This window comes from Kitasatospora sp. NBC_00039 (genome assembly GCF_045160625.1).
Classification (GTDB): Bacteria; Actinomycetota; Actinomycetes; order Streptomycetales; family Streptomycetaceae; genus Kitasatospora.
Map to the genome: position 1 here is coordinate 3,154,262 of NZ_CP108289.1, position 23,641 is coordinate 3,177,902.

Sequence of the window (23,641 nt, forward strand, 5' to 3'; positions counted from 1 at the left end):
ATCACGACGAAATCAGCAGCTACCGCGCTTGCGAACGCAGGAACGATCAGGCACAGTTGCGGCGTGGCCAACCGCGACCGGAACGCCAGCGTTCCCCTCGACGCCGCCTCCAAGGCGATCATCGAGCAGCTCCAGGAGGACGGGCGCCGCCCGTACGCCGCCATCGGCAAGGCCGTCGGCCTGTCCGAGGCAGCCGTACGGCAGCGCGTCCAGAAGCTGCTCGACCAGGGCGTGATGCAGATCGTCGCCGTCACGGACCCGCTCACCGTCGGCTTCACCCGCCAGGCGATGGTCGGAATCCGGGTGGAGGGCGACATCGAGCCCGTCGCCGACGCGCTGGCCGCCCTCGACGAGGTCGACTACGTCGTCTGCACCGCAGGCTCGTTCGATCTCCTGGCCGAACTGGTCTGCGAGGACGACGAGCACCTGCTCGAACTGATCAACAAGCGCATCCGCGCGCTTCCCGGCGTGCGGAGCACCGAGAGCTTCGTTTACCTGAAGCTCCGGAAACAGACCTACACCTGGGGCACCCGATGACAGCCGACCCGGCGCAGAAGGACCTTTCCAAGACCGCCTACGACCACCTGTGGATGCACTTCACCCGCATGTCGTCGTACGAGAACTCCCCCGTGCCGACGATCGTCAAGGGCGAAGGCACCTACGTCTGGGACGACAAGGGACGCAAGTACCTCGACGGCCTCGCCGGCCTGTTCGTCGTCCAGGCCGGCCACGGCCGCGAGGAGCTGGCCGAGGCCGCTGCCAAGCAGGCCAAGGAGCTCGCCTTCTTCCCGGTGTGGAGCTACGCCCACCCGAAGGCCGTCGAGCTGGCCGAGCGCCTGGCCAACTACGCCCCGGGCGACCTGAACAAGGTCTTCTTCTCCACCGGTGGTGGCGAGGCCGTGGAGACCGCCTGGAAGCTCGCCAAGCAGTACTTCAAGCTGACCGGCAAGCCGACCAAGTACAAGGTCATCTCGCGCGCCGTCGCCTACCACGGCACCCCCCAGGGCGCCCTGTCGATCACCGGCCTGCCGGGCCTGAAGGCCCCGTTCGAGCCGCTGGTGCCGGGCACCCACAAGGCCCCGAACACCAACATCTACCGCGCCCCGGCCTTCCTTGAGAGCCCCGACGGCACGGTCGACCCCGAGGCCTACGGCCGCTGGTGCGCCGACGAGATCGAGGTGGCCATCCTCAACGAGGGCGCCGAGACCGTCGCCGCCGTCTTCGTCGAGCCGGTGCAGAACGCCGGTGGCTGCTTCCCGCCGCCGCCCGGGTACTTCCAGCGCCTGCGCGAGATCTGCGACCGCCACGACGTGCTGCTGGTCTCGGACGAGGTCATCTGCGCCTTCGGCCGCCTGGGCACCATGTTCGGCGCCGACAAGTTCGGCTACCAGCCCGACATGATCACCTGCGCCAAGGGCATGACCTCGGGCTACTCCCCGATCGGCGCCACGATCATCTCGGACCGCCTGGCCGAGCCGTTCTACAAGGGTGACAACACCTTCCTGCACGGCTACACCTTCGGTGGCCACCCGGTCTCCTCCGCGGTGGCGCTGGCCAACCTCGACATCTTCGAGCGCGAGGGCCTGAACCAGCGTGTGCTGGACAACGAGGCGAACTTCCTCGGCACCCTGAACAAGCTGCGCGACCTGCCGATCGTCGGCGACGTCCGCGGCAACGGGTACTTCTACGGCATCGAGCTCGTGAAGGACAAGGTCACCAAGGAGTCGTTCAACGACGACGAGGTCGAGCGCGTGCTCTACGGCTTCCTGTCGAAGGCGCTCTTCGACAACGGCCTGTACTGCCGCGCCGATGACCGTGGCGACCCGGTCATCCAGCTGGCGCCGCCGCTGATCTCCGACCAGTCGACCTTCGACGAGATCGAGCAGATCCTGCGGGTCAGCCTCACCGACGCGTGGGCGAAGATCTGACGACCTGATCTTTCTTCCTCACCCTCCGCCGAAGGGCGGCCCCGCTCCCCGCGGGGCCGCCCTTCGGTGTTTCCAGCGCAGCGGTCACCCAGTTCCAGCGTGCGGCCGTCCCACTTCCACCAGCCAGCCGTCCATTTCCGGCGGGCTCCCGCACGTTTTCCGCCGGGATCCCTTATCGAAGACGAACCAAACACGCCTGATTACGGGTGATTTGCCCCTGATGGGCCAGTGCGCCGCAACCGCACCACGGCCCGATCGTTCTAATCTGACGACTGTCATATCCCTGCAGCCACCCAGGATGGAACCTCATGTCAGCGGCCCCGCCTGACAACGACGTGCTGTGGGCCCGGGGGATCGCCAAGTCCCATCACGGCACCCCCGCCCTCCGCGGTATCTCGCTCGGCGTCCGGGAGGGCGAGGTACTGGCCGTCACCGGCCCGCGCGGCTCCGGAAAGAGCACGCTGCTCGGCTGCCTCTCCGCCCTCCTCCCGGTCGACGAGGGCGAGGTCTGGTTCAACAGCGCCCCCGTCCACACCCTCGGCCGGGCCGGCCGCGAACGGCTGCGCCGCGACCGCTTCGGCTTCGTCGGCTCCGAACCGCACCTGGTGCCCGAGCTGACCGCCCGGGAGAACGTCGCCCTGCCGCTGCTGCTGGCCGGCGCCGGCAACAAGGCCGCGTACACCGCCGCCGACGAGTGGCTGGAACGCCTCGACGTCGGCGACATCGCCCGGATCCGGCCCGACCGGCTGATCCAGAGCCAGCGCCAGCGGATCGCCGTCGCCCGGGCGCTCGCCCCGCTGCCCCCGGTGGTCTTCGCCGACGACCCGACCGCCCCGCTCCACCGCGAGGCCGCCGACCAGGTCCTGCGGATACTGACCAGCGCGGCCCGCTCGCACCAGCTCACCCTCGTCCTGGCCACCCACGACCCCGAGCTCGTCCGGTTCGCGGACCGCGCCGTCGCCCTCGTCGACGGACGGCTGGCCGCACCCGCCGCACCCGTCCCGCGCACCACCGCCGGATCCACCGGGACGGCCGGGACCACCGCCGCACCGGGAGCCACAGGGGCGTCCGCCGTATCGGCCACGCGCCGCTGACGCCGCCCCGCCGCTGAAAGAGTCGACGTGTTCTATCTCCGTCTGGCCCGGGGCTACCGGGTGACCGACCTCGGCCGCTGGCTGCTCACCGCAGTGGCCGGCGCGGTCGTCGCCGCCTTCCTGCTGCGGGCCCTCGGCCGGGCGATGAGCGACCCGCAGGGCGGCGGCGACACCGTCGCCCGCCTGCTCTGGTGCCTGCCCCCACTGGCCGCGGTCGCCTGGTTCGCCGCCGTGGCCGCCCGCGCGGTGCCCGCCCAACGGCCCGAGCGGATCACCGGCCTCACCGCCGCCGGGGCCGGTTCGGCCCGGATCCGGGCCCTGATCGCCGGCGAGGTCGCACTCGCCTGCACCCTCGGCTCCGTACTGACCCTGCTGATCTTCCTGGTCCTGCGCAACGACATCGCCGGGCCCTCGCTCGCCGCCGACCTCGGCATGGGGGTGAAGCTGCCGGCCGCCGCGCCGGTCACCCTGCTCGCCCTGGTACCGCTCACCGCCGGGATCGCCGCTGCAGGCGCGGTGCCGCTCGCCGAGACCCTGCCCGGCCGTCCGCGGCCGGTCCGGACCGGCTTCGGCCCGGCGCGGATCGCACTGCCGGTCGGCCTGGCCGTGATCGGCCTCGCACTGGAGCTGATCGCCCTGCGGCCCGGCGCCGCCGTCGACGGCCGCCCGATCCACCTGCCGGCCGGACTCGGCACCACCAGCACCGCCGCCCTCGGCGGCTGGGCCGCGAGCGCCCTCGGCCTCGCCCTGCTGACCGGTCCGCTGCTCTCCTGGGCCGGCCGGCTGCTCTCGCTCGGTCGGCCGACCCCGCTGCGGCTGTTGGCCGGGCGGGGCCTGACCGCGCAGGCCCGCCGGCTCGGGCCCCCGCTGGCCGTGCTCGCCCTGGCGCTCGCACTGGTGCTCACCACCATCCGCTACTGGATCGGCACGCCCGACAGCGCCGACGCCCTGCCGGCGATCGAGGCCGGCCTGGTGCTCGGCTGCACGGCGGCCGCCGTGGCGGCCCGGCTGGCCGAGCTGCGCACCGCCCGCCAGGACGTCGCCGACGCCCTGCTGCGGCTCGGTGCCTCACCCCGGCTGCTGGCCGGGGCGGTGGCACTGCGGACGCTGGCGGCCGGCACCGTCCTGCTGGTCACCGGCGGGCTCACCGCCGTCCTGGCGGCCGCCGGGCTGCGCTGAGCTGCCGCTCCGGGCTTTGCCGGTCGGCTGCTGCCGGCCCCCGGGGCGCCGCGGCCGGCCGGGCCTCGTCAGCCCGCCGCGGCGAGCTGGCCGCAGGCGCCGTCGATCTCCTGGCCTCGGGTGTCCCGGACGGTCGTCGGCACACCGTGGGACTGGAGCCGGCGGACGAACTCGCGCTCGTCCTCGGGCCGGGAGGCCGTCCACTTGGAGCCCGGAGTCGGGTTCAGCGGGATCAGGTTGACGTGCACCCGGTGGTTCTTGATCAGCCGCCCGAGCAGGTCCGCCCGCCACGCCTGGTCGTTGATGTCCTTGATCAGCGCGTACTCGATGGAGATCCGGCGGCCGGACTTCTCCGCGTAGTTCCACGCCGCGTCGAGCACCTCGGCCACCTTCCACCGGGTGTTCACCGGCACCAGCTCGTCACGCAGCTCGTCGTCCGGGGCGTGCAGCGACAGCGCGAGCCGGCAGGACAGACCCTCGTCGGCGAGCCGGTTCATGGCCGGGACGAGGCCGACGGTGGAGACGGTGATGCCGCGCTGGGAGAGGCCGAAGCCGTCCGGCGCCGGGTCGGTGAGGCGGCGGATCGAGGCCAGCACCCGGTTGTAGTTGGCCAGCGGCTCGCCCATGCCCATGAAGACCACGTTGGACAGGCGCGCCTCGCCGCCCGGGATCTCGCCGGCCTTGAGCGCGCGCATCCCGGCGGCGATCTGCTCGACGATCTCCGCGGTGGAGAGGTTACGGGTCAGCCCGGCCTGGCCGGTCGCGCAGAAGGGGCAGTTCATGCCGCAGCCGGCCTGCGAGCTGATGCACATCGTGACCCGGTCCGGGTAACGCATCAGCACCGACTCGACCAGCGTGCCGTCGAACAGCTTCCAGAGCGTCTTGCGGGTGGTGTCGTCGTCGCACGAGACGTGGCGGACGACCGACATCAGCTCGGGCAGCAGGCTCTCGGTGAGCTTCTCCCGGCTGGCGGCGGGGATGTCCGTCCAGGCCGCCGGGTCGTTCGACATCCGGCCGAAGTAGTGGTTGGAGAGCTGCTTCGCGCGGAACGGCTGCTCGCCCAGCTCGGCGACGGCCTCCTTGCGCTCGGCGGGGCTCAGGTCGGCGAGGTGTCGCGGGGGCTTGGCGCCACGCGGCGCGACAAAGGTCAGTTCTCCGGGCTTAGGCATGGTTCATCCAGTGTCGCAGACGCCGCGGGGTGCGCAGACGGCACAGGGCCCCGGACGCCAGGCGTCCGGGGCCCCGCTCGTACCGGTCCGACCGGTTGCGGTCGGTCAGCTGCCGACGAAGGCTGCCAGCAGCAGCCAGACCACCGGGGCGGTCGGCAGGAGCGAGTCCAGCCGGTCCATGATTCCGCCGTGCCCGGGCAGCAGCGTGCCCATGTCCTTGATGCCGAGGTCCCGCTTGATCATCGACTCGCCCAGGTCGCCCAGGGTCGCGACGACCGCCGCACAGCCGCCCAGGATCAGGCCCTGCCACCAGCTTCCGTCGTCGATGATCAGCTGCATCAACAGCGCGCCCGCCAGCATCGACAGGCCGATGCCGCCGGCCAGGCCCTCGCGGGTCTTGCCCGGGCTGATCGTCGGGGCCAGCTTGGTCCTGCCGAACTTGTAGCCCACCGCGTAGGCGCCGGTGTCGCTGCAGACGGTGACGATCAGGAACAGCACGATCCGCTGCGGGCCGTCGTCGGCCGCCAGCATCAGCGCCACGAAGGTGGCCAGGAACGGCACGTAGAAGGCGGTGAAGATGCCGGCCGTTATGTCGCGCAGGTAGTTCTCCGGCGGCTCGGCCATCCGCCAGACCATCACCGCCAGCCCGGTCAGGGCCAGCGATGCCGCCGCCCACTGCACCCCGGACCAGTAGCCGGTGGCGATCATCGCGATGCCGCCCGCGACCAGCGGGATCAGGGGCGCCTTGATCTGCTTGCGCTCGGACAGCCGGCTGGTCAGCTCCCAGACGCCGACGGACACCGCCGCCATCACCACGACCAGGAACAGCGCCTTGACGACGAACAACGAGGCGATGATCACCGCGCCGAGGCCGACCCCCACGCCTATCGCGGCCTGGAGGTTGCGACCACCGCGCTGCTTGCGCGGCTGCGGCTGCGGGTCGGGCTGGGCCACGGGTGTCTCCTGCCCTGGGGGGAACGACGGCACAGGGTGGGGCTGCCCGGCCGCCGGGTGGCTCTGCGGCGGCGCGGCGAACGCCGGGGCCCCCGGGTGCGGCGGCTGACCGCCGTGGCCGGGGGTGGGGGCGACGTCGTCGGTGATCGCGCGCAGCACGACCGTCTCCGCCGCACCCGGCACCACCGTCCGGGGCTGCTCGTCCCGGAACAGCGGGCCGCTCAGCCGCCCGGCCTCCCGGGCCGGCCCCTCGGCGGGGTCGGGCCCTGGGTCGGCCGGTACGGGAGGCATGACCTGAGTCTCCTCCGCGTCGCCGCCCCAGTACACCGGAGGCTGCTGCGGGTGACCCGTTCGGTGGCCGGGGTCACCCGCAGCGGCGCCCGGGCCGGCCGGCTGCTGCGGCTGCCGGTGTTGCAGCTGCTGCGAGGGCCGGTGCTGCCCGGGCTGCGGCTGGTACTGCGGGGGCTGCTCCGGCCCGGCCGGCTGCGGAGCCGGCGCGGGCCGGTACGGAGGCTGCGGCTGGTACTGCGGGTACTGCTGGTCGGATGGGCCCCAGTAGCCAGGGGCGTCAGGGGCGTCGTTCATCAGACTTCGAGCAGCTCGGCTTCCTTGTGCTTCAGCAGCTCGTCGACGCCGGCCACGTACTTGGCCGTCGTGTCGTCGAGCTCCTTCTCCGCGCGGCGGCCCTCGTCCTCGCCGATCTCGCCGTCCTTGACCAGCTTGTCGATGGCGTCCTTGGCCTTGCGGCGCACGGACCGGATCGAGACCTTGGCGTCCTCACCCTTGCCGCGGGCGACCTTGATGTACTCGCGGCGGCGCTCCTCGGTGAGCTCGGGGAGCACCACCCGGATGATGGAACCGTCGTTGCTCGGGTTGACGCCCAGGTCGGAATCGCGGATCGCCTGCTCGATTGCCTTCAGCGCGGTCTTGTCGAACGGCGCGACGACCGCCATCCGCGGCTCCGGCACGGAGAAGGACGCCAGCTGGTTGATCGGCGTCACGGCGCCGTAGTACTCGGCCACGATCTTGGCGAACATCGCCGGGTGGGCACGGCCGGTGCGGATGGCGGCGAAGTCGTTCTTGGCGACCTCGACGGCCTTCTCCATCTTCTCCTCGGCCTCGAGGAGGGTCTCTTCGATCACTGTGTACTCCCTGTCCGGTTCATCTGCTGGTGTCCCGACCGGTGTCGGCGTCGAAGCCGGTCGCGGTGTGGAGGGAACCGGTCGCGGTGCCGGCGCCCTCCCGTACGGCTGACTGCTGCTCAGGCCCGGACAGAATCCTGGCTGATGAGTGTGCCGATCTTCTCACTCTTCACCGCACGCGCGATATTGCCCTCCGCCAGCAGCTCGAAGACGAGCATCGGGAGGTTGTTGTCCTTGCACAGCGTGATCGCGGTGAGGTCGGCGACCTTGAGGTCGCGGGCGATGACCTCGGAGTACTCCAGCGCGTCGAACTTGACCGCGTCCGGGTTGGTCCGGGGGTCGGAGTCGTAGACGCCGTCCACGCCGTTCTTGCCCATCAGCAGGACGTCGGCGTGGATCTCCAGGGCCCGCTGGACGGCCGTGGTGTCGGTGGAGAAGTAGGGCATGCCCATCCCCGCGCCGAAGATCACGACGCGGCCCTTCTCCAGGTGCCGGACAGCACGCAGCGGCAGGTACGGCTCGGCCACCTGGCCCATGGTGATGGCCGTCTGGACCCGGGTCTCGATGCCTTCCTTGACCAGGAAGTCCTGCAGCGCGAGGCAGTTCATCACGGTGCCGAGCATGCCCATGTAGTCCGAACGGGCCCGGTCCATGCCGCGGACCTGCAGCTCGGCGCCGCGGAAGAAGTTGCCACCGCCGATGACCACCGCCACCTCGGTACCGGCGCGGACGACGGTGGCGATCTCACGGGCGATCGCATGCACGACGTCCGGGTCGACGCCGAGCCCGCCGCCACCGGCGAAGGCCTCACCGGACAGCTTCAGCAGCACCCGGCGGCGCGAGCCGGCCTGGGGGTCCTGCGCGGTCTCCTGCGTCTCCTGCATGGACTTCTCCTTCTACACCTACTGGTTCACAGACGCTGGGGTGCGGATCCCAGGCCTGCGCGTACACGCGAGGAGGCCACTGCCGCGGGAACCGGTTCGGTGTCCTGCACGGCAATGGCCTCCTCGTCGTTCATGGTGCCGACGCGGCCCGCCCATAGACGGATGACGCTGGGGTGAGCCCGTTCGGCGCGTCCCTCCCGCCCTGGTCAGCGGGCGGGGGCGGTTCCCAGCCTAAGCGTGCCGGGAGTCCGGTGGAACGTGGCTCAGGCGCCGACGCGGAAGCGGGCGAAGCGCTTGAGGGCGACGCCGTTCTCCTCGAGGACCTTGGCGACGGTCTTCTTGTTGTCCTTCGCGAAGGCCTGCTCCAGGACGGAGTTCTCCTTCACGAAGCCGGTGACGCGACCCTCGACGATCTTCGAGAGGGCGGCCTCCGGCTTGCCCTCCTCGCGAGCGGTGGCCTCGGCGACGCGGCGCTCGTTCTCGATGTCCTCGGCCGGGATGTCCTCGCGGGAGAGGTACTTCGGCGCGAAGGCGGCGATGTGCTGCGCAACGTCCTTGGCGACGTCGGCGTTCTCCTTGTCCAGCTCGACCAGGACGCCGACGGCCGGCGGCAGGTCGGGGCTGGTCTTGTGGAGGTAGACCGCGACGAAGCCGTCACCGTCGAACTGGGCGAAGCGACGGAAGACGATCTTCTCGCCCAGGGTCGCGTTGGCCTCGTCCACGAACTGCTGGACGGTCTTGCCGGCCTCGATCTCGGAAGCCAGGGCGGCGTCCAGGTCGGCCGGGGCGCTGCTGGCGACGTGGGCGGCGATCGCGTCGGCGACCTTGACGAAGTTGTCACCCTTGGCGACGAAGTCGGTCTCGCAGTTCAGCTCGACCAGAACGCCGGACTTCTTGTCCTCGGCGATCAGCGCGGCAACGGCGCCGTTGGAGGCGTCGCGGCCCTCGCGCTTGGCAACGCCCTTCTGGCCCTTGATGCGCAGGAGCTCGACGGCCTTCTGGACGTCGCCCTCGGCCTCGTCAAGGGCCTTCTTGCAGTCCATCATGCCGGCGCCGGTGAGCTCACGGAGCTTCTTGACGTCCGCGGCGGTGAAGTTCGCCATGGTGTGAATCTCTTCTCGCGTCTCGCGTGTCTGCGTGGGGTTGCGCCGGGACCGCTGGTTCGGTCCCGGCACGGGAGAGAGGGGCACCGACCGGTGTCGTACCGGTGGGTGCCCCTCACCCTTGGTACGTCAGGCCTGCTCGGCCGGAGCCTCGGCGGCGGGGGCCTCGGCGGCCGGAGCCTCGGCGGCGGGGGCCTCAGCGGCGGCGGGGGCCTCAGCGGCCGGAGCCTCGGCGGCGGCGGGGGCCTCCTCGGCCTTCTTCTCGCCCTCGAGGATGTCCTTCTCCCAGTCGGCCAGCGGCTGGTCGGCGCCCGGCTCGGCCTTGACGTCGCCCTTGGCGACACCGGCGCGGGCCTTGAGGCCCTCGGCGACAGCGTCGGCGATCACACGGGTCAGCAGGGTGACGGAGCGGATCGCGTCGTCGTTGCCCGGGATCTTGTAGTCGACCTCGTCGGGGTCACAGTTGGTGTCGAGGATGGCGACGACCGGAATGTTGAGCTTCCGGGCCTCACCGACCGCGATGTGCTCCTTCTTGGTGTCCACGATCCAGACAGCGCTGGGAACGCGCTGCATGTCACGGATACCGCCGAGGGTCTTCTCCAGCTTGTCGTGCTCGCGCTGGAGGACCAGGAGCTCCTTCTTGGTCAGGCCGGAGCCGGCCACGTCCGAGAAGTCCAGCTCGCCGAGCTCCTTGAGGCGCTGCAGACGCTTGTAGACGGTCGAGAAGTTGGTCAGCATGCCGCCGAGCCAGCGCTGGTTCACGTAGGGCATGCCCACGCGGGTGGCCTGCTCGGCGATGGCCTCCTGGGCCTGCTTCTTCGTGCCGACGAAGAGGACGCTGCCGCCGTGGGCAACGGTCTCCTTGATGAACTCGAAGGCGCGGTCGATGTAGTTCAGCGACTGCAGGAGGTCGATGATGTAGATGCCGTTGCGCTCGGTGATGATGAAGCGCTTCATCTTCGGGTTCCAGCGACGGGTCTGGTGACCGAAGTGGACGCCGCTCTCCAGCAGCTCCCGCATCGTGACGACGGCCATAGCCGTACTCCTAAGGTGTTGCGCCCGGCTCCCGCGCAGCCGATGTCGTGGTGCGCACGGTGGCGCTCCCCGCTCGCGTCTGCGTACGGCCGGGTCAGGCTCGGTTTTGTCCGTGGCAGCCAGGTGACAGCCACGCCTGACGCCCCGAACGTGCCGAGCCGCTTCGGCCCGAGCGGTCCGGAGACCGGTACGGGCTCGGCGGACCGAGCGGCACTCGCACCTGGCGGGGGCGGCGGCTGAGCCGCATCCGTCCACCGGTGGCGGGGCGTGCGAAGTCGACCCGGCGGACCGGGTCGCGTGTGAAGTGTACGGGAAGCGCCGAGCGACGGGCGACTCCAGCGGGGTGGAGCGGTGAGCGGAGGGCGCGCGGGTGGGGCGGAGGGGCTGGGCGGCGTGGGTGTGGGGCGGGCGGGGTGGGTGCGGCGGAGTGGGTGCGTGGGTGGAGTGGATGGGTACTGGGTGGGCGGGGTGGGCGGGGTGGGCGGCTGAGTGATTGCCGGGGCTGTGTACACCCGGCGAGGGACGACGGTTGTCCACAAGGGCGGGTTGTCCACAGGAATCGGGGCGGGGCTGGCCGGGGTGGCGGGCTGTGGGGAGTCTCGTGCGCATGAGCGCTGCTGCCGGTGTGACCGGTTCCTTGGGTGGGGCCCGGAACGGGTCGTGGGTCGGGTCATGGGTTCGGTCGTGGGTTCGGTCGTGGATCAGGCCTCGGGCCAGGCCTTGGGCCACACTGTGGGTCATGCCGTGGGTCGGGTCATGGGTTCGGTCGTGGGTTCGGTCGTGGGTCGGGGCGACCGCCGTAGGTCCGGGAGGTGCTCCCGGTTCGTTGCCGGAGCTCTCGCTCCCCGAGCTGTCGTCCCCGCCGCCTGGGCCTGGGCGCAGCCACCGGGTCCGGCTGGTGCTCCTGGCTCAACTGGTGCTGACGGCGCTGCTTGCGGTCACGCTGCCGGGACCGGTCGGGCATGCGGCGGGCGGTGCTGGGAGCGTTGCCGGGGAGGGTGCCGGCGGCGGGGGCGGTACCGGTAGCCGGGGTGGTGCCGGCGGCGGTCCCGGGATTCGCCCTGGTGCCGGGCGGGCGTGGCCGGTGGGTGGGCCGGGCGGGCTGGTCGCGCGGTTCGAGGCGCCGCCGACGCCCTGGGCCGCAGGACACCGGGGTGTCGACCTGCTAGCCGCACCCGGGACCGACGTCCGGGCAGCCGCCCCGGGCGTGGTCTCGTTCTCCGGCCTGGTGGCGGGCCGACCAGTCGTGACCGTCACACACTCCTCGTCCGGTGCTCCCCCGCTGCGGACCACCTATCTGCCCGTCACCGGCTCCGTCCCCGTGGGCACCACGGTCACCGCCGGCCAGGTGATCGGACAGCTCGCGCCCGCCACCGGTCACTGCGCCGGCCGTGACTGCCTGCACTGGGGGCTGCTGCGCGGCGAGCGCTACCTGGACCCGCTGGCGCTGTTCGGCGGGGGAAGGTCACGACTGCTCCCGCTCGGCCGGGACCGGTGAGCGCCTCCGCTCAGCTACCGCCCAGGCCGTGCAGCGCAAGGGCGACGGCGGCGTCCGCGATCACGTCCTGGTTCTCGGACAGGCCGCCGGCCGCCCGCTGCTCGGCATGCCGGACGGCAGCCTCCACGATCCCCTGGAGCAGTGCCGCCGCGAGCCGGGGCTGCTCGTGGCCGAGATCCTCCATGGCCTGGATCACCAGTCCGACCAGCTTTCCGTGCGCCGCCCGGATGCGCTCGCGCGCCGCCTCGTCCAGCTCCAGCGCCGAGATCGCCGTCACCGCCCGGTGGCGAGGATCCCCGGCCAGTGCGAGCTGACCCCGGACGTACGCCTCGATCCGGCCGGCCGCGGTGTCGCAGCTCTCCATCCCGGCCTCGATCTCGGCCGCCCAGAGCGGGAAGTCGACCTCGCAGAGCACCTCGACCACCGCGGCACGGGAACGGAAGTACTCGTAGACCGAGGAACGCGCCAGCCCGGTGCGCGCCGCGAGCGCGGGGAAGGTCAGGGCCTCCATGCCCCCCTCGGTGAGGAGGCTGCGGGCAGCGTCGAGGAGAGCTGCCCGCTGCAGCTGGCGATGCTCGGCCAATGTGGCCGCTCGGATCTTCGGCACCCTCCCACTGTACGGAGCCCTACATCCCGCCGATACGGCGCCGCGCATGCCGGACGATTGCGGGCGTGGGCTGGCGCATGCGGGCGGCTGCGCGAGTGGAGGCAAGTGGGCACGGGCGAGGGCGCGGGCGGGCGGGTGCTGTGTGCGGGCGGGTGCTCTGTGCCCTACCGGATGTCGGACAGCTTGGCCCGCAGCTGCAGCACCGACTTGGTGTGGATCTGGCTGACCCTGCTCTCCGTCACCCCCAGGACCTGTCCGATCTCGGCGAGGGTCAACCCCTCGTAGTAGTAGAGCGTCACCACCGTTTTCTCCCGCTCGGGGAGGGTGTTGACCGCCTGCGCCAGCAACCTGCGCAGCTCCCTGTCCTCGGCGACCTCGACGGGGTTGTCCGCGCTGTGATCCTCCAGGGTGTCCATCAGGCTCAGCCGGTCCCCGCCCTCGCCGACCGGGTGGAGCAGCTCATCGAGCGCCACCACGTTGGCGAGGGAGAGCTGGCTGAAGATGGCGTGCAGGTCCTCGATCGCGATGCCCATCTCGGCCGCGACCTCGGGCTCGTGCGGCGTCCGGCGCAACCGGGCCTCTAGCGTCGCGTACGTCCGCTCGATGGCCTTGGCCTTCTGCCGCACCGAGCGCGGGATCCAGTCCAGTGCCCGCAGCTCGTCGATGATCGCGCCGCGGATCCGGCTGATGGCGTACGTCTCGAACTTGATGGCGCGGTCGATGTCGAACTTCTCGATCGCGTCGATCAGCCCGAAGACGCCGGAGGAGACGAAGTCGGCCTGCTCGACGTTGGAGGGCAGGCCGACGCCGACCCGGCCCGCGACGTATTTGACGAGTGGTGAGTAATGCAGGATCAGCTGCTCCCGGAGCCGCTGGTCACCCGTCTCCTTGTAGGAGCGCCAGAGCACTTCGAGCGCCGTGCGTTCCTGGCCGCCCGTGTCCCGCCGGGGCGCGGGCGGGGGCACCTCGGCCAGCGGGGGCACCACACTCTGGTCGGGGGCCCCGGGCTGGTCGGGAACATCGGGCTGGTCGGGGACACCTGCTTGCGTGGGAGTAGCGGGCTGTTCGGGGGCGGCGTCCGGCGCACCGGGCGCGTCCGGCCGGTCGGCGTACGCCCCGGTGTGCGCCGGCCGGCCGCCCTGCCGGGCGAGGGCCCCCATCGCACCCGTCGCCTTGGGCGGGAACTCGGTCACGGGGCGCCGCTCGGTCCGCGGCCCTCCCGACGACCGGGCGCCACCGGTCACTCTGTGTCCGGGAATGTGTGTGGGCATGCGTTGGTCTGCGCCGTTCTGCCGAGTCATGTGCTGATAGGGAAGGCATGGCGAGCGTAGCGTGACCGACTCACTGCAATGTGCTACCGCCACTCGGTCGTCCCCCGATCCGGTGGCGTTCGTGTCACCGGATCCGGGCACCGGAGGTCGACGAGCCGCAACCCCTCCCCCTTTACTCCTCCCCTCCCGGTCGTAGCCGGGCCTTCATTCGGGACTCCCCCGGGCTCTGCCGCCTCCTTCCAGCCCCTTGCCAGCCCCTTGCCCGCACCCTCGTCAGGCCGTGCCCTCGTCCGATTCCTCGCCCTCCCCCGCCCGCTCCCTTGCCTCTGCCCTCGCCGGCCCCGACCCGCCGCCCTGGTCAGTCGCCTCCCCTTCTCCGCACCAGCCGCCAGTGCGCGCCGTGCCGCTCGACATAGCCGAGCGACCCCAACTCATAGAGCCGGTGCAGCACTTCGTCCGGCAGGAGCCCGGACTGCCGGGCCAACCGCTCCACCGGGGCGCCCTCCGCGGTGGCGGGCACGGCCTCCAGCACCCGGGCGACCGCCGGCTCCAGCAGGTCCCGGGGCAGCACCGGACCACTTCGCTGCGGCGCCAGGTCGTCGCCGATCGCGCCGATCAACTCGGCCACCTCTGACGCGTCGGTGACCAGGGTCGCGCCGCTGCGGATCAGGGCATGCACCCCTGCGGAGAGCTCCGAGGTCACCGGGCCGGCGACGCCCATGGTGTGCCGGTTGAGGTCACGGGCACGTCTGGCCGTACTGAGCGCCCCGCTGCGCAACGCCGCCTCGACCACCACGGTGCCCCGGGTGAGCGCTGCGATGACCCGGTTGCGCAGCACGAACCGGAACCTGTTCGGGTGCTCTCCCGGCGGGAGTTCGCTCAACAGCAGCCCCTGCGAGACGATCCGCCGGATCAGCTCCGCGTTGCCGCGCGGGTAGGCGACGTCCACACCGCAAGCGAGGACACCGATGGTCATACCGCCGACGGCCAGCGCACCCCGGTGGGCCGAGGCGTCGATCCCGTACGCCGCACCGGAGACCACCACCCACCCTCGCTCAGCGAGCTGTGCCGACAGCTCCCCGGCCACATGGGCGCCGTAGGCCGTACACGCCCGTGCGCCGACGACCGACACCGAGCGAAGGGCGAGCAGCCGCAGCGAACCCGTCCCGGCCAGCCAGAGCCCGATCGGCCGCCCGTCCCCCAGGTCGTCCAGCTGGCTCGGCCACTCCGTGTCGCCCGGAATGATGAAGCGCCCGCCGACGGTTCGCACCCGCTCCAGATCCGCGACGGGGTCCACGTCCACGAGTCTGGCCCGGTACGCCGCGAGCCGGTCCGCGTCCAGCCCGGGATGGTCGGGCACGGTGCCGTCCCGGATCGCCTGGACGACATCGACGGCGGTGAGTCGGGACAGCCATCGCCCCAGGACTGCATCGCCCGGTTCGCTGAGCCGGCTCAGCACCGCCCTGGCGTAGCGCTCGGTCCCGGCCGCCGCAGCCGTCTCGGAGGGAGGCTGACGGTGGTCGATCGTCTGGTTCACGGTCTCGTCTCCTCGTGTCCTGGTCTGCTGAGTCCCGGTCATCCGCCGCTACCGGCCGGGCCGGGCCGGGCCGCCTTTCCGCCCTTCGGCGTGTCTCCTGCTGCCCTGCCGACGCCGAGCGGGCCGAAGGCGCGCTCGGTCAGCGGCAGCCCGTGCTCGACGCCGGTCCGCAGCACAAGGGCGGTCCGCACGTCCCGTTGGTCCGGGCGGTCCCTCCCGGCGAGATCGGCGACCGTCCAGGCGACCCGGAGCACCCGGTCCAGGCCGCGGGCGGTCAGCAGCCCTCGCTCCAGTTGGCGCGCGGCGTCGTTCAGCGCGCCGGACCCGAGGTCCCAGCGGGTGCGCAGCTCATGGCCGGGCACCTCGGCATTGGTCCGCCACGGTGTGTTCGCCAGGCGGGCCGCCGCACGCTCCCGCGCGGCCAGCACCCGGGCCGCGACGATCTCCGTGCTCTCGGCCGTGGTGTCCCGCTCCATGAGCTCGACCCTCGTCACCGGGGCCACCTGGACCTGGAGATCGACCCGGTCGAGCAAGGGCCCCGAGAGCCTCCCCTGGTACCGGCTGACCATCGCGGGGGTGCACTCGCAGCCCTCGCCCCGGCGGGAGTACCGCCCGCACGGGCACGGATTGGCCGCCAGGCAGAGCAGGAATCTGGCCGGGAGCCGGAGCGATCCGGCCGAGCGGGCGATCACCACCTCGCCCGACTCCAGCGGCTGGCGCAGCGCGTCGAGAACCCTGACCGGAAACTCCGGGGCCTCGTCCAGGAACAGCACTCCCCGGTGCGCCAAGGACACCGCGCCCGGCCTGGGCAGGCCGCTGCCGCCGCCGACGATCGCCGGCATGGTGGTCGAGTGGTGCGGGGCGCAGTACGGCGGGCTGGCGATCAACGGCCTGCCGGCCGGGAGGAGCCCCGCCACGGAGTGGACGGCGGTGACCTCCAGGGCCTCCTTCTGGGTGAGTGGTGGCAGGAGCGCCGGCAGCCGCTCCGCCAGCATCGTCTTCCCCGCGCCCGGCGGGCCCTTGAGGTACAGATGGTGACCGCCCGCGGCAGCGATCTCCAGGGCTCGGCGGGCCTCGTACTGGCCTGCCACATCGGCCAGGTCGAGGCGGGAGGCCTTGTCGTCGGGCAGTCCCCGCACGCCTGCGGTGGGGAGCATCAACCCTGCCATCAGCGGGTCGGGGCGGCCAACGATCGGGTCGGGTGGTTCCTCCGGCGCGGGAGCGCCGGTGAGGACGGCGACCAGTTGGCGCAGGCTGCGCACCCCGATGACGGTGACGCCCGGGACCAGCGAGGCCTCGGCGGCGGTCTGCTCGGCCACCACGACCCGCTGGTACCCGGCGTCGGCGGCGGCCAGCACCGAGGGAAGAACGCCGCGCACCGGGCGCACCCGGCCGTCCAGCCCCAGCTCGCCGATGATCAGCAGATCGGCGATGGACGACGGGTCCAGCCGTTCGGCGGCGGCGAGGACGGCGCAGGCGACGGCGAGGTCGAAGCCACTGCCGCTCTTGGGCACCGCGGCGGGGCTGAGCCCCACCGTCAGCTTCCGCTGCGGCCACGCCTCACCGCTGTTCACGACGGCCGCGCGCACCCGGTCGCGAGCCTCGGACAGCGCCTTGTCGGGAAGGCCGACCAGGGCGAACGCGGCGACTCCCGGTTCCAGGTCGGCCTGGACCTCGACGATCACACCGTCGACGCCCACCAGGGCGACGGAGCAGGTACGGGCGAACGCCATCTCAGACCACCCCCCGCAGGTGGTCCACCGAGGCGGCGCCGCGGACCCGGTTGATCACGGCCACGAGGTCGATCCGGACGCCGCCGGGCGGGATCGGCGGCCACTGCGGGTCGGCGGGAGCGGGCTGGTACTCGGGGCCGGCCAGCCTGGCGAAGTGGCTGGGCCAGCGCTCGGCCATCCAGCGCTCGGCGAGGCGCTGGAGCCGGGCGGCCTTGGCCCGGTCGATGGCCTCGCTGGGCTGCTGGAACCCTCGCTCGGAACGGGTCTTGACCTCGCAGACCGCGAGGGTGTCCCCGTCGAGGGCGACGATGTCGAGCTCACCCTCGACGCAACGCCAGTTGCGGTCCAGGATGCGAAGCCCGTCCTCGGCGAGGCGGCGGGCGGCCACCCGCTCCCCGTAGCGGCCGAGGCCGTTGTTGGTGCTGCGCCCGGCGCCTGCCGCGTCCGGACGCGGCCTCTCCGCGGCGGCTCCGGCCTCGCCGCCCCTGTCCGGCCCGGCCCGTTCCGCGCGCGGCGGAGCGGACCCACCCGGCGCGGACGGCCCTCCCTCCGGCCGTCGCGCCGCTTTGCGTCGGGGCTGAGCGCCCTGCTGGGCCTTCGGTGCCTGCGCCGACGGTGCCTGCTTGCGTGTGGTGCGCTTGGTGTCCTGCACGGTGACCACCTCCGCCGGGGAGGTTGCCGTGCGGCCCGGGACGGGACCAGAGAGTTGTCGATTCCTGTGGACAACTCGGGCCTGTGGATAACTTCTGTCACCCGCAGGGGTGAGAATCCCGGAATAGTCGAAATTCCCCTGGACACCGCGGGACCGGGCGGTCCAACGTCAGTTCCCGAAGCCCGGCTCGTCCGAGGGCATCTCCAGATCGCTCTTCGCGAGCTCCTCGATGTTCACGTCCTTGAAGGTCAGCACCCGGACCTTGCGGACGAACCGGGCCGGCCGGTACATGTCCCAGACCCACGCATCCGCCATCGACACCTCGAAGAAGACCTCGCCCTGGACCGAGTGCACCTGCAACTCGTAGTCATTGGTGAGGTAGAAACGTCGCTCGGTCTCGATCACGTACTTGAACAGGCCGACGACGTCCCGGTACTCCCGGTAGAGCTTGAGCTCCATCTCGGTCTCGTACTTCTCGAGATCTTCGGCACTCATCCAGGCGTCCCCTCAACTTGTCACGTCCACCCATTGTGGACCACCGCACCCGCCCTCAGAGCCTTACCGGAACGACTGGGGGCCCCTCGGCCACCAATTGCTCCAGGAAGTCCGCCAGCCCGACCGGGTAGACCGTCTCGGCGGTTTCCCTCAACTCCTCGATCGTCCACCAGTGCACCGCCAGCAGTTGCGCGTGCTCGTCCGCCCCCATTCCCGAGTGGTCGAGCGCTGTCTCCGTGGTCCGCGCCAGATGGAACCACTGCTCCTGCTCGTAGCGCTGTCCCCGAAAGGAGAACGAAGCCGTGCCGTACGCAACCAGTGGACCGAGCTCCACGCCCCGTAGCCCGGTCTCCTCCGAGAGCTCCCGCACCGCGGCCTCGTGCACTCCCTCGCCGGCCTCCAAACCGCCCCCGGGGGTGAACCACCAGGTGACGCCCGGCACCGCCGGGTCGGAGCCCCGGAAGAGCAGGAGGCGGTCCTGCCGGTCGAGCAGCAGGATCCGGGCGGCCTTGCGGCGCTGCGGTTCCATGACGGCTCTTCCCCCTCCCCTCGTGTACCTCGCTGACTCTCCCGATCCTGCCACCCGGCACGACCGTGCGGGGCATTGTTCGGCAGAGCCACACGTGCGGCAGCAGTGGCGCTGGCTGCGGCGGCCCCGGCTGCGGTCGCCGTTCCGGCTGATCCGACGGCGATCGCTGCGGCCGTGGTGGTCAGGCCTCCGCGCGGCGGCGGCCGAGCCGCCGGGCCAGGCCCGCCACCCCACCCACCGCGGAGGTCACCACGATCGTCGCCGCGCCTACAACGGTGGCGTAGAAGGCGGGCTCCAGCGGTCCCGGTTCACCGGCCTTCGGCCCGCCGATCCCGTCGAAGGCCGTTGTCCGGGCGAACATTCCGGTGCGGCCGAACGGCAGGACGGTGGCCTCGACCCGGGCCTGCACCTCACTGGCCGGGATCGTGCCTCCGTCGATCTCCAGATGGAGACGGGAGTCGAGCGACCCCTGCCGGTTGTCGCCCATCAGGAAGAGGCGGCCAGGCGGTACTTCCACACTGAACGCGCTGCCCTGGGGGCCCTGCGCCGCCAGGTAGGGCTCGTCCACCGGCTTGCCGTTGACGGTCAGACGCTGGTCGTCCCCGGTGGTGGCCACGGTGTCGCCGCCGACCGCGACCACCCGCTTGACCATGAGCTCACCGCCCCAGGCCTGGTCGCGGAAGACCACGACATCGCCCCGGCCGACGGTCTTGCCGTCGATCTGCCGGGCGACCACGGTGTCCCCGACCTGGAGCGTGGGGGTCATCGAGCCCGTCGGAATGCCGTACGGCCGGTAGTCGACCGCCATGACGACGAAGCCACCGACCATGAGCACCAGGCCGAGCCCGATCAGCAGGCCCTGAAGCACGGCCGCAGTACGGCGCCGGGGCCGCGTGACGGCAGGCGGGCGATCCGTCGTCTCGTCCACGATACTGCTCATCGACACCGTCCAACCCCGACCGAACCGGAAACGCTCATGGCGCGCCGGGGCCACAGGCGGAAAACCCGGCGGGCCGTGGCACGTCCGAGCAGATTACTCGTCGGTACTACGGCCCGCGCAAGACCCGGGGTCGACCCGGCTGAGGTCAGGACGTCTTCTTGCGGTCCGCCCGGTCCCTCAGCCGACGCGTCAGCGGCAACAGGCCGACGGCGCCGACGGCCCCGGCCACCGGCGGCACGAGCGGCGCGGCCGCCGCCAGCCCCTTCTGATCGAAGGTGGCCGGCACCGGGAGCGTCGCCCAGTGATCGACCGGCCAGGCCACCACGAACGCGCGGCCGATCACGTCGTCCACGGGGACGGTGCCGCCGCCCGGCTGGTCCATGTGGAAGCGCGAGTCCAGCGAGTCCCCACGGTGGTCGCCCATCACCCAGATCCGGCCCTCCGGCACCTTCACCGGGCCGAAGTCCTTCAGCTGGCAGGGGGTGTTCCCGGGGAAGACGTACGGCTCGTTGAGTGCGATCCCGTTGACCTTGACCGGCCCGTCGCCATGGCACTCGACGGTGTCCCCGCCAACGGCGATGACGCGCTTGATGAGGTCCTTCTCGTTGTCGGAGGGCATCAGGCCGACGAAGCTGAGCACGTCCTGGACGCCCCGGACAAAGGAGTTGCTGCTCTGGCTGGTGGGCTCGTCGGCCAGCCAGCCGCCCGGATCGTGGAACACCACGACCTCTCCGCGCTCGGGCTCGGCCCCGAACCACGGGGTCAACTTGTCCACCAGGACACGGTCGCCGACCTGAAGCGTGTTCTGCATCGATTCCGACGGAATGGAGAACGCCTGGACGAAGAACGTCTTGATCACCAGTGCCAGGACGAGCGCGATACCGACCAGGATCGGCAGCTCTTTCCAGAAGGACCGCTGCTTGCGCTCCTGGTCGGCGGGCTTCTCCTCCGACTGCTCGGCCGACCCCACCTCGTCCTGGAAGTCGTCCGGCACGTCACCGGTGCCGTTGCCCTGTTCGTCGGCGGACTGGGCCGCCGAGTCCTCGGCGGATGCCGAAGACACTGCGGACTCCGCGGACCGGGCCGCCCGGCCGCCGGAGCCCTCGGGCTCTCCGGCGCCTGAGCGGGCGCCGATCACCAAATCCCCCACAACGTCTCCTCCCTGCTGTGCGGACGCCTGTGCGCCCGCGCTCACAGTGCCGCACAGCGGGCACCTCGCTCCACCATCGACCGTGAACGCCCCAGGGCCGCCCGTCTCGGGCACACCTGACACCAGCACAGCCTTCGGACGCGGCCGTTGTCGCACACCGGCCGCATCAGCACTTCTCTATCACTCCCAGGCGTCCGGCTCGCGCTCCCACGCGCCCGGCCCGGCCGGTCACCGGCCGGCCCGCGCTACTCCGGAGATCGCTCCGGCCTTCGGCCGACAAGCGGAAGGATGCCCAACACACCCATAACGAGCGGAGGTTCCTCCGGAAGCGGCCCAACCCCCATCGAGTTCGGCGCAGTTCCGCGAGCATCCGGAGCCCTCGCCACCTTGGAGAGTGAAGCCGGCACATCAAGTTGATGCACCCGACCCACCGGCCAGGCGATCACGAACGCCCGGCCCACCACACCGCTCAGCGGGATGGTGCCCTGTCCCTGATTCCCCATGTGGAAGCGGGAGTCGGCGGACACGTCCCGGTGGTCGCCCATGACCCAGAGCCGCCCCTCCGGCACCTTCACCTTGAAGGGCTGGCGTGACGGCGGGTTTCCCGGAGCCAGGTACGGCTCGTCCACCGGGGTGCCGTTGACGCTCAGCCGGCCCTGCTCGTCACAGCACTCCACGGTGTCCCCACCGACCCCGATCACGCGCTTGATCAGATCCTGCTCGCCGGCGGACGGCAACAGCCCGACGTAGGTGAGGGCCTGCTTGGCCCCACGCAGAACCGGCCCGTCCGTGGACGGCTTGCGATCGGCCTCCAGCCAGCCGCCCGGATCCTTGAACACCACGACATCGCCGCGCTCCGGCTCGGCACCGAACCAGGGGGTGAACTTGTCCACCAGCACCCGGTCCCCGATCTGGATGGTCTGCTCCATCGAACCGGAGGGAATCACGAAGACCTGCACCATGAACGTCTTCATCACCAGCGCCACCACCAGCGCCACCAGGACGATCAACGGGAACTCGCGCAGCAACGAGCGCTTGCGCCGGCGGGCCGCCCGGCGGGCGGTGCGACGGCGCTCGGCCCGGCCGCGTGCCGGCGCCTCCGGGGCGGCCGCACCCGTTGCCTCCTCCGCAGGCCCTGCGGCGGGCCGGTCGGCGAACCGGTCGGTGGACCGGCCCGCCGCGCGGTCGGCCGGGCGGGCGGCCAGTCGGCCTCTACCTCTGGTCCCCATGTCCACCGGTCCCCCCTGTCGCGGCGAACGCCGCCGGCCGGTCCAGGCTGGTCCAGTGGCCGACCGGGAAGACCACCCACTCCGCCCGTCCGATCACCTTGTCCTCCGGGACGAACCCGCCACCGGGCTCGCCCAGGTGGTCGCGGGAGTCACGGGAGGCACTGCGGTGGTCGCCCATCACCCAGAGCGCGCCGGACGGCACCACCACATCGAAGGCCACGCTCGACGGATCGTCCCCCGGCGCGAGGTAGGAGGACTCGTCGATCGGCACGCCGTTGACGGTGATCCGCCCGCCCGGGCCGGTGCTCGTCACCCGGTCGCCGCCGACGCCGATGACGCGCTTCACGTAGATCGAGTCGCCGGCGGGGGCCAGTCCGAGGTCCTGGCCGAGCGCCCGCAGTCCGTCCCAGAAGCCGGACGGCTCGGCCGGCCCCTGCCGGAAGGAGCCCGTTCCGTCGAAGACCACGACATCGCCGCGCCGGGGGTGGCCACCGAAGGAGTAGGCCAGCTTGTTCGCGATCAGACGGTCGCCGGTGCGCAGGGTGTTCTCCATCGACGCGGACGGCACCGCGAACGGCCGTGCCACGAAGGCATTCACCAGCAGCAGGGTGAGCAGGCAGATGCCGACCAGCAGGAGGAGGTCACGCGACCGAGAACGACCCGGCTCTTCGACGCCCACGTCCGCGTCCTCGTCACCGCCCTCGTCACCGCCCTCATCAGCGCCCTCATCAGCGCCCTCTTCGGCACCCTCCGGGGAACCCCCTTCGGAATCCTCCGCCGCCTCAGCGGCCGCCGGCTCACGCCCGGGGCCCTGCCCAGGCTCCTGCTCGGAGCCCGGCGCCGGGGGGACCGCAGAAACGACCGCGGACCGCGACGGCGAGTCCGCACCGGTGGGTGCGGGACTGGCGTCGCGGTCCGCGGATGGTTCGTGCGTGCTCATCGGGGGCTGAGCTTACCTTGCGGCAGCGGCGCCCCCCAGAGCGCTCCGATCCCCCGGCAGAACCGGGGGCCGGTGGATCAGCGGTCGCGCTTCTCCTTGATCTTCGCGGCCTTGCCGCGGAGGTCACGCAGGTAGTACAGCTTGGCGCGGCGAACCGCACCGCGGGTCACGACCTCGATCTTCTCGACGACCGGGGTGTGCACCGGGAAGGTGCGCTCCACGCCGACGTTGAAGCTGACCTTGCGGACGGTGAAGGTCTCACCGACACCGGCGCCGTGGCGGCGGATGACGACGCCCTGGAAGACCTGGACACGGGAGCGGTTGCCCTCGATGACCCGGACGTGAACCTTCAGGGTGTCACCGGCGCGGAAGGCCGGAATGTCGCTACGCAGCGAAGCCGCGTCGACAGCAGCGAGCTTGTTGCTCATGTTGCTCTCCATCGCAGGCGCCACGGGCCGCCCACGGAAGTTCGTCACAATGGGGTCTGCTGCGGGCCGCGTCGGTTGGCGATGATCCCCCCGTGGCGGGGGCACCGGACCACGTGACTCCTACAGGAGGAGCCCAGCGACAGA

General features: G+C 71.7%; 23 protein-coding genes. 5 read left to right on the forward strand and 18 right to left on the reverse strand.

Annotated features, from left to right (window positions below; translation table 11 throughout):
- Nucleotides 1-63: 63 nt before the first annotated feature.
- From OG286_RS13930 to OG286_RS13945, 4 genes are all read left to right on the forward strand, one after another.
- The gene (locus tag OG286_RS13930; RefSeq protein WP_030243538.1) at nt 64-537 is read left to right on the forward strand and encodes an Lrp/AsnC family transcriptional regulator; all 474 of its coding nucleotides are present in this window, start codon (nt 64-66) and stop codon (nt 535-537) included.
- A complete protein-coding gene (locus tag OG286_RS13935; protein ID WP_396325959.1) occupies nt 534-1,928 on the forward strand; it encodes an aspartate aminotransferase family protein in 1,395 nt (464 codons plus the stop codon). Before OG286_RS13930 ends, OG286_RS13935 begins: the two co-directional genes overlap by 4 nt.
- A gap of 308 nt (nt 1,929-2,236) precedes the next feature.
- On the forward strand, nt 2,237-3,022 hold the full coding sequence (locus OG286_RS13940) for an ABC transporter ATP-binding protein (RefSeq protein WP_396325958.1): 786 nt from the start codon (nt 2,237-2,239) through the stop codon (nt 3,020-3,022).
- 27 nt (nt 3,023-3,049) lie between these two features.
- Nucleotides 3,050-4,201: a hypothetical protein gene (locus tag OG286_RS13945; RefSeq protein ID WP_396325957.1), complete on the forward strand. Its 1,152-nt coding sequence runs from the start codon at nt 3,050-3,052 to the stop codon at nt 4,199-4,201.
- 68 nt (nt 4,202-4,269) lie between these two features.
- Here the strand turns inward: OG286_RS13945 and rlmN are convergent, their stop codons facing one another.
- The 6 genes from rlmN to rpsB form a co-directional block, all read right to left on the reverse strand.
- On the reverse strand, nt 4,270-5,370 hold the full coding sequence (rlmN, locus tag OG286_RS13950; RefSeq protein ID WP_396325956.1) for a 23S rRNA (adenine(2503)-C(2))-methyltransferase RlmN: 1,101 nt from the start codon (nt 5,368-5,370) through the stop codon (nt 4,270-4,272).
- 105 nt (nt 5,371-5,475) lie between these two features.
- Entirely contained in the window at nt 5,476-6,615 is a 1,140-nt protein-coding gene (locus OG286_RS13955) for a phosphatidate cytidylyltransferase (RefSeq protein ID WP_405363805.1), read from the reverse strand.
- 293 nt (nt 6,616-6,908) lie between these two features.
- Entirely contained in the window at nt 6,909-7,466 is a 558-nt protein-coding gene (gene frr / locus OG286_RS13960) for a ribosome recycling factor (protein WP_148642762.1), read from the reverse strand.
- A gap of 119 nt (nt 7,467-7,585) precedes the next feature.
- Nucleotides 7,586-8,350, reverse strand: coding sequence for a UMP kinase (gene pyrH / locus OG286_RS13965; protein ID WP_148642763.1), 765 nt, complete (start codon nt 8,348-8,350; stop codon nt 7,586-7,588).
- Between the two features lie 263 nt (nt 8,351-8,613).
- On the reverse strand, nt 8,614-9,453 hold the full coding sequence (gene tsf, locus OG286_RS13970) for a translation elongation factor Ts (protein WP_396325954.1): 840 nt from the start codon (nt 9,451-9,453) through the stop codon (nt 8,614-8,616).
- A 129-nt stretch (nt 9,454-9,582) separates the two neighbouring features.
- Complete coding sequence (gene rpsB, locus OG286_RS13975; protein WP_405361457.1) at nt 9,583-10,488, reverse strand: 30S ribosomal protein S2; 906 nt, start codon at nt 10,486-10,488, stop codon at nt 9,583-9,585.
- Between the two features lie 1,084 nt (nt 10,489-11,572).
- On the opposite strand from rpsB, the gene OG286_RS13980 reads away from it, so the two are divergent.
- The gene (locus OG286_RS13980; protein ID WP_405365308.1) at nt 11,573-11,986 is read left to right on the forward strand and encodes a M23 family metallopeptidase; all 414 of its coding nucleotides are present in this window, start codon (nt 11,573-11,575) and stop codon (nt 11,984-11,986) included.
- A gap of 10 nt (nt 11,987-11,996) precedes the next feature.
- Here OG286_RS13980 and OG286_RS13985 read toward each other — a convergent pair whose 3' ends face one another.
- From OG286_RS13985 to rplS, 12 genes are all read right to left on the reverse strand, one after another.
- On the reverse strand, nt 11,997-12,569 hold the full coding sequence (locus tag OG286_RS13985; protein ID WP_396325500.1) for a TetR/AcrR family transcriptional regulator: 573 nt from the start codon (nt 12,567-12,569) through the stop codon (nt 11,997-11,999).
- Between the two features lie 188 nt (nt 12,570-12,757).
- Entirely contained in the window at nt 12,758-13,786 is a 1,029-nt protein-coding gene (gene whiG, locus OG286_RS13990) for an RNA polymerase sigma factor WhiG (RefSeq protein WP_396325496.1), read from the reverse strand.
- A gap of 436 nt (nt 13,787-14,222) precedes the next feature.
- Nucleotides 14,223-15,401 carry a DNA-processing protein DprA gene (gene dprA / locus OG286_RS13995; RefSeq protein WP_396325495.1) on the reverse strand — a complete coding sequence of 393 codons (1,179 nt, stop codon included), beginning with the start codon at nt 15,399-15,401 and terminating at the stop codon, nt 14,223-14,225.
- 38 nt (nt 15,402-15,439) lie between these two features.
- Complete coding sequence (locus OG286_RS14000) at nt 15,440-17,134, reverse strand: YifB family Mg chelatase-like AAA ATPase (protein ID WP_396325494.1); 1,695 nt, start codon at nt 17,132-17,134, stop codon at nt 15,440-15,442.
- A 1-nt stretch (nt 17,135) separates the two neighbouring features.
- Nucleotides 17,136-17,786, reverse strand: a complete 651-nt coding sequence (locus OG286_RS14005) for a YraN family protein (protein ID WP_396325493.1) — start codon at nt 17,784-17,786, stop codon at nt 17,136-17,138.
- 168 nt (nt 17,787-17,954) lie between these two features.
- Nucleotides 17,955-18,281: a DUF2469 domain-containing protein gene (locus OG286_RS14010; RefSeq protein WP_396325492.1), complete on the reverse strand. Its 327-nt coding sequence runs from the start codon at nt 18,279-18,281 to the stop codon at nt 17,955-17,957.
- A gap of 55 nt (nt 18,282-18,336) precedes the next feature.
- Nucleotides 18,337-18,810: an NUDIX hydrolase gene (locus OG286_RS14015; protein ID WP_396325491.1), complete on the reverse strand. Its 474-nt coding sequence runs from the start codon at nt 18,808-18,810 to the stop codon at nt 18,337-18,339.
- Nucleotides 18,811-18,991: 181 nt separating this feature from the next.
- Entirely contained in the window at nt 18,992-19,750 is a 759-nt protein-coding gene (gene lepB, locus OG286_RS14020; protein ID WP_405365310.1) for a signal peptidase I, read from the reverse strand.
- Between the two features lie 145 nt (nt 19,751-19,895).
- Nucleotides 19,896-20,900, reverse strand: coding sequence for a signal peptidase I (lepB, locus tag OG286_RS14025; protein WP_396325489.1), 1,005 nt, complete (start codon nt 20,898-20,900; stop codon nt 19,896-19,898).
- 245 nt (nt 20,901-21,145) lie between these two features.
- Complete coding sequence (lepB, locus tag OG286_RS14030) at nt 21,146-22,129, reverse strand: signal peptidase I (protein WP_396325499.1); 984 nt, start codon at nt 22,127-22,129, stop codon at nt 21,146-21,148.
- The gene (lepB, locus tag OG286_RS14035; RefSeq protein ID WP_396325488.1) at nt 22,113-22,808 is read right to left on the reverse strand and encodes a signal peptidase I; all 696 of its coding nucleotides are present in this window, start codon (nt 22,806-22,808) and stop codon (nt 22,113-22,115) included. Before lepB (OG286_RS14035) ends, lepB (OG286_RS14030) begins: the two co-directional genes overlap by 17 nt.
- Before the next feature lie 338 nt (nt 22,809-23,146).
- The gene (gene rplS / locus OG286_RS14040; protein WP_063347674.1) at nt 23,147-23,497 is read right to left on the reverse strand and encodes a 50S ribosomal protein L19; all 351 of its coding nucleotides are present in this window, start codon (nt 23,495-23,497) and stop codon (nt 23,147-23,149) included.
- Nucleotides 23,498-23,641 lie beyond the last annotated feature (144 nt).

Excerpts from the sequence above, each read along its gene's own strand:
- OG286_RS13935 (WP_396325959.1), top strand. The coding sequence starts at position 534 with ATGACAGCCGACCCGGCGCAGAAGGACCTTTCCAAGACCGCCTACGAC.
- OG286_RS13940 (WP_396325958.1), top strand. The coding sequence starts at position 2,237 with ATGTCAGCGGCCCCGCCTGACAACGACGTGCTGTGGGCCCGGGGGATC.
- rlmN (WP_396325956.1), bottom strand. The coding sequence starts at position 5,370 with ATGCCTAAGCCCGGAGAACTGACCTTTGTCGCGCCGCGTGGCGCCAAG.
- OG286_RS13955 (WP_405363805.1), bottom strand. The coding sequence starts at position 6,615 with ATGCCTCCCGTACCGGCCGACCCAGGGCCCGACCCCGCCGAGGGGCCG.
- pyrH (WP_148642763.1), bottom strand. The coding sequence starts at position 8,350 with ATGCAGGAGACGCAGGAGACCGCGCAGGACCCCCAGGCCGGCTCGCGC.
- tsf (WP_396325954.1), bottom strand. The coding sequence starts at position 9,453 with ATGGCGAACTTCACCGCCGCGGACGTCAAGAAGCTCCGTGAGCTCACC.
- rpsB (WP_405361457.1), bottom strand. The coding sequence starts at position 10,488 with ATGGCCGTCGTCACGATGCGGGAGCTGCTGGAGAGCGGCGTCCACTTC.
- OG286_RS14000 (WP_396325494.1), bottom strand. The coding sequence starts at position 17,134 with ATGGCGTTCGCCCGTACCTGCTCCGTCGCCCTGGTGGGCGTCGACGGT.
- OG286_RS14010 (WP_396325492.1), bottom strand. The coding sequence starts at position 18,281 with ATGAGTGCCGAAGATCTCGAGAAGTACGAGACCGAGATGGAGCTCAAG.
- OG286_RS14015 (WP_396325491.1), bottom strand. The coding sequence starts at position 18,810 with ATGGAACCGCAGCGCCGCAAGGCCGCCCGGATCCTGCTGCTCGACCGG.
- lepB (WP_405365310.1), bottom strand. The coding sequence starts at position 19,750 with ATGAGCAGTATCGTGGACGAGACGACGGATCGCCCGCCTGCCGTCACG.
- lepB (WP_396325499.1), bottom strand. The coding sequence starts at position 22,129 with ATGGGGACCAGAGGTAGAGGCCGACTGGCCGCCCGCCCGGCCGACCGC.
- rplS (WP_063347674.1), bottom strand. The coding sequence starts at position 23,497 with ATGAGCAACAAGCTCGCTGCTGTCGACGCGGCTTCGCTGCGTAGCGAC.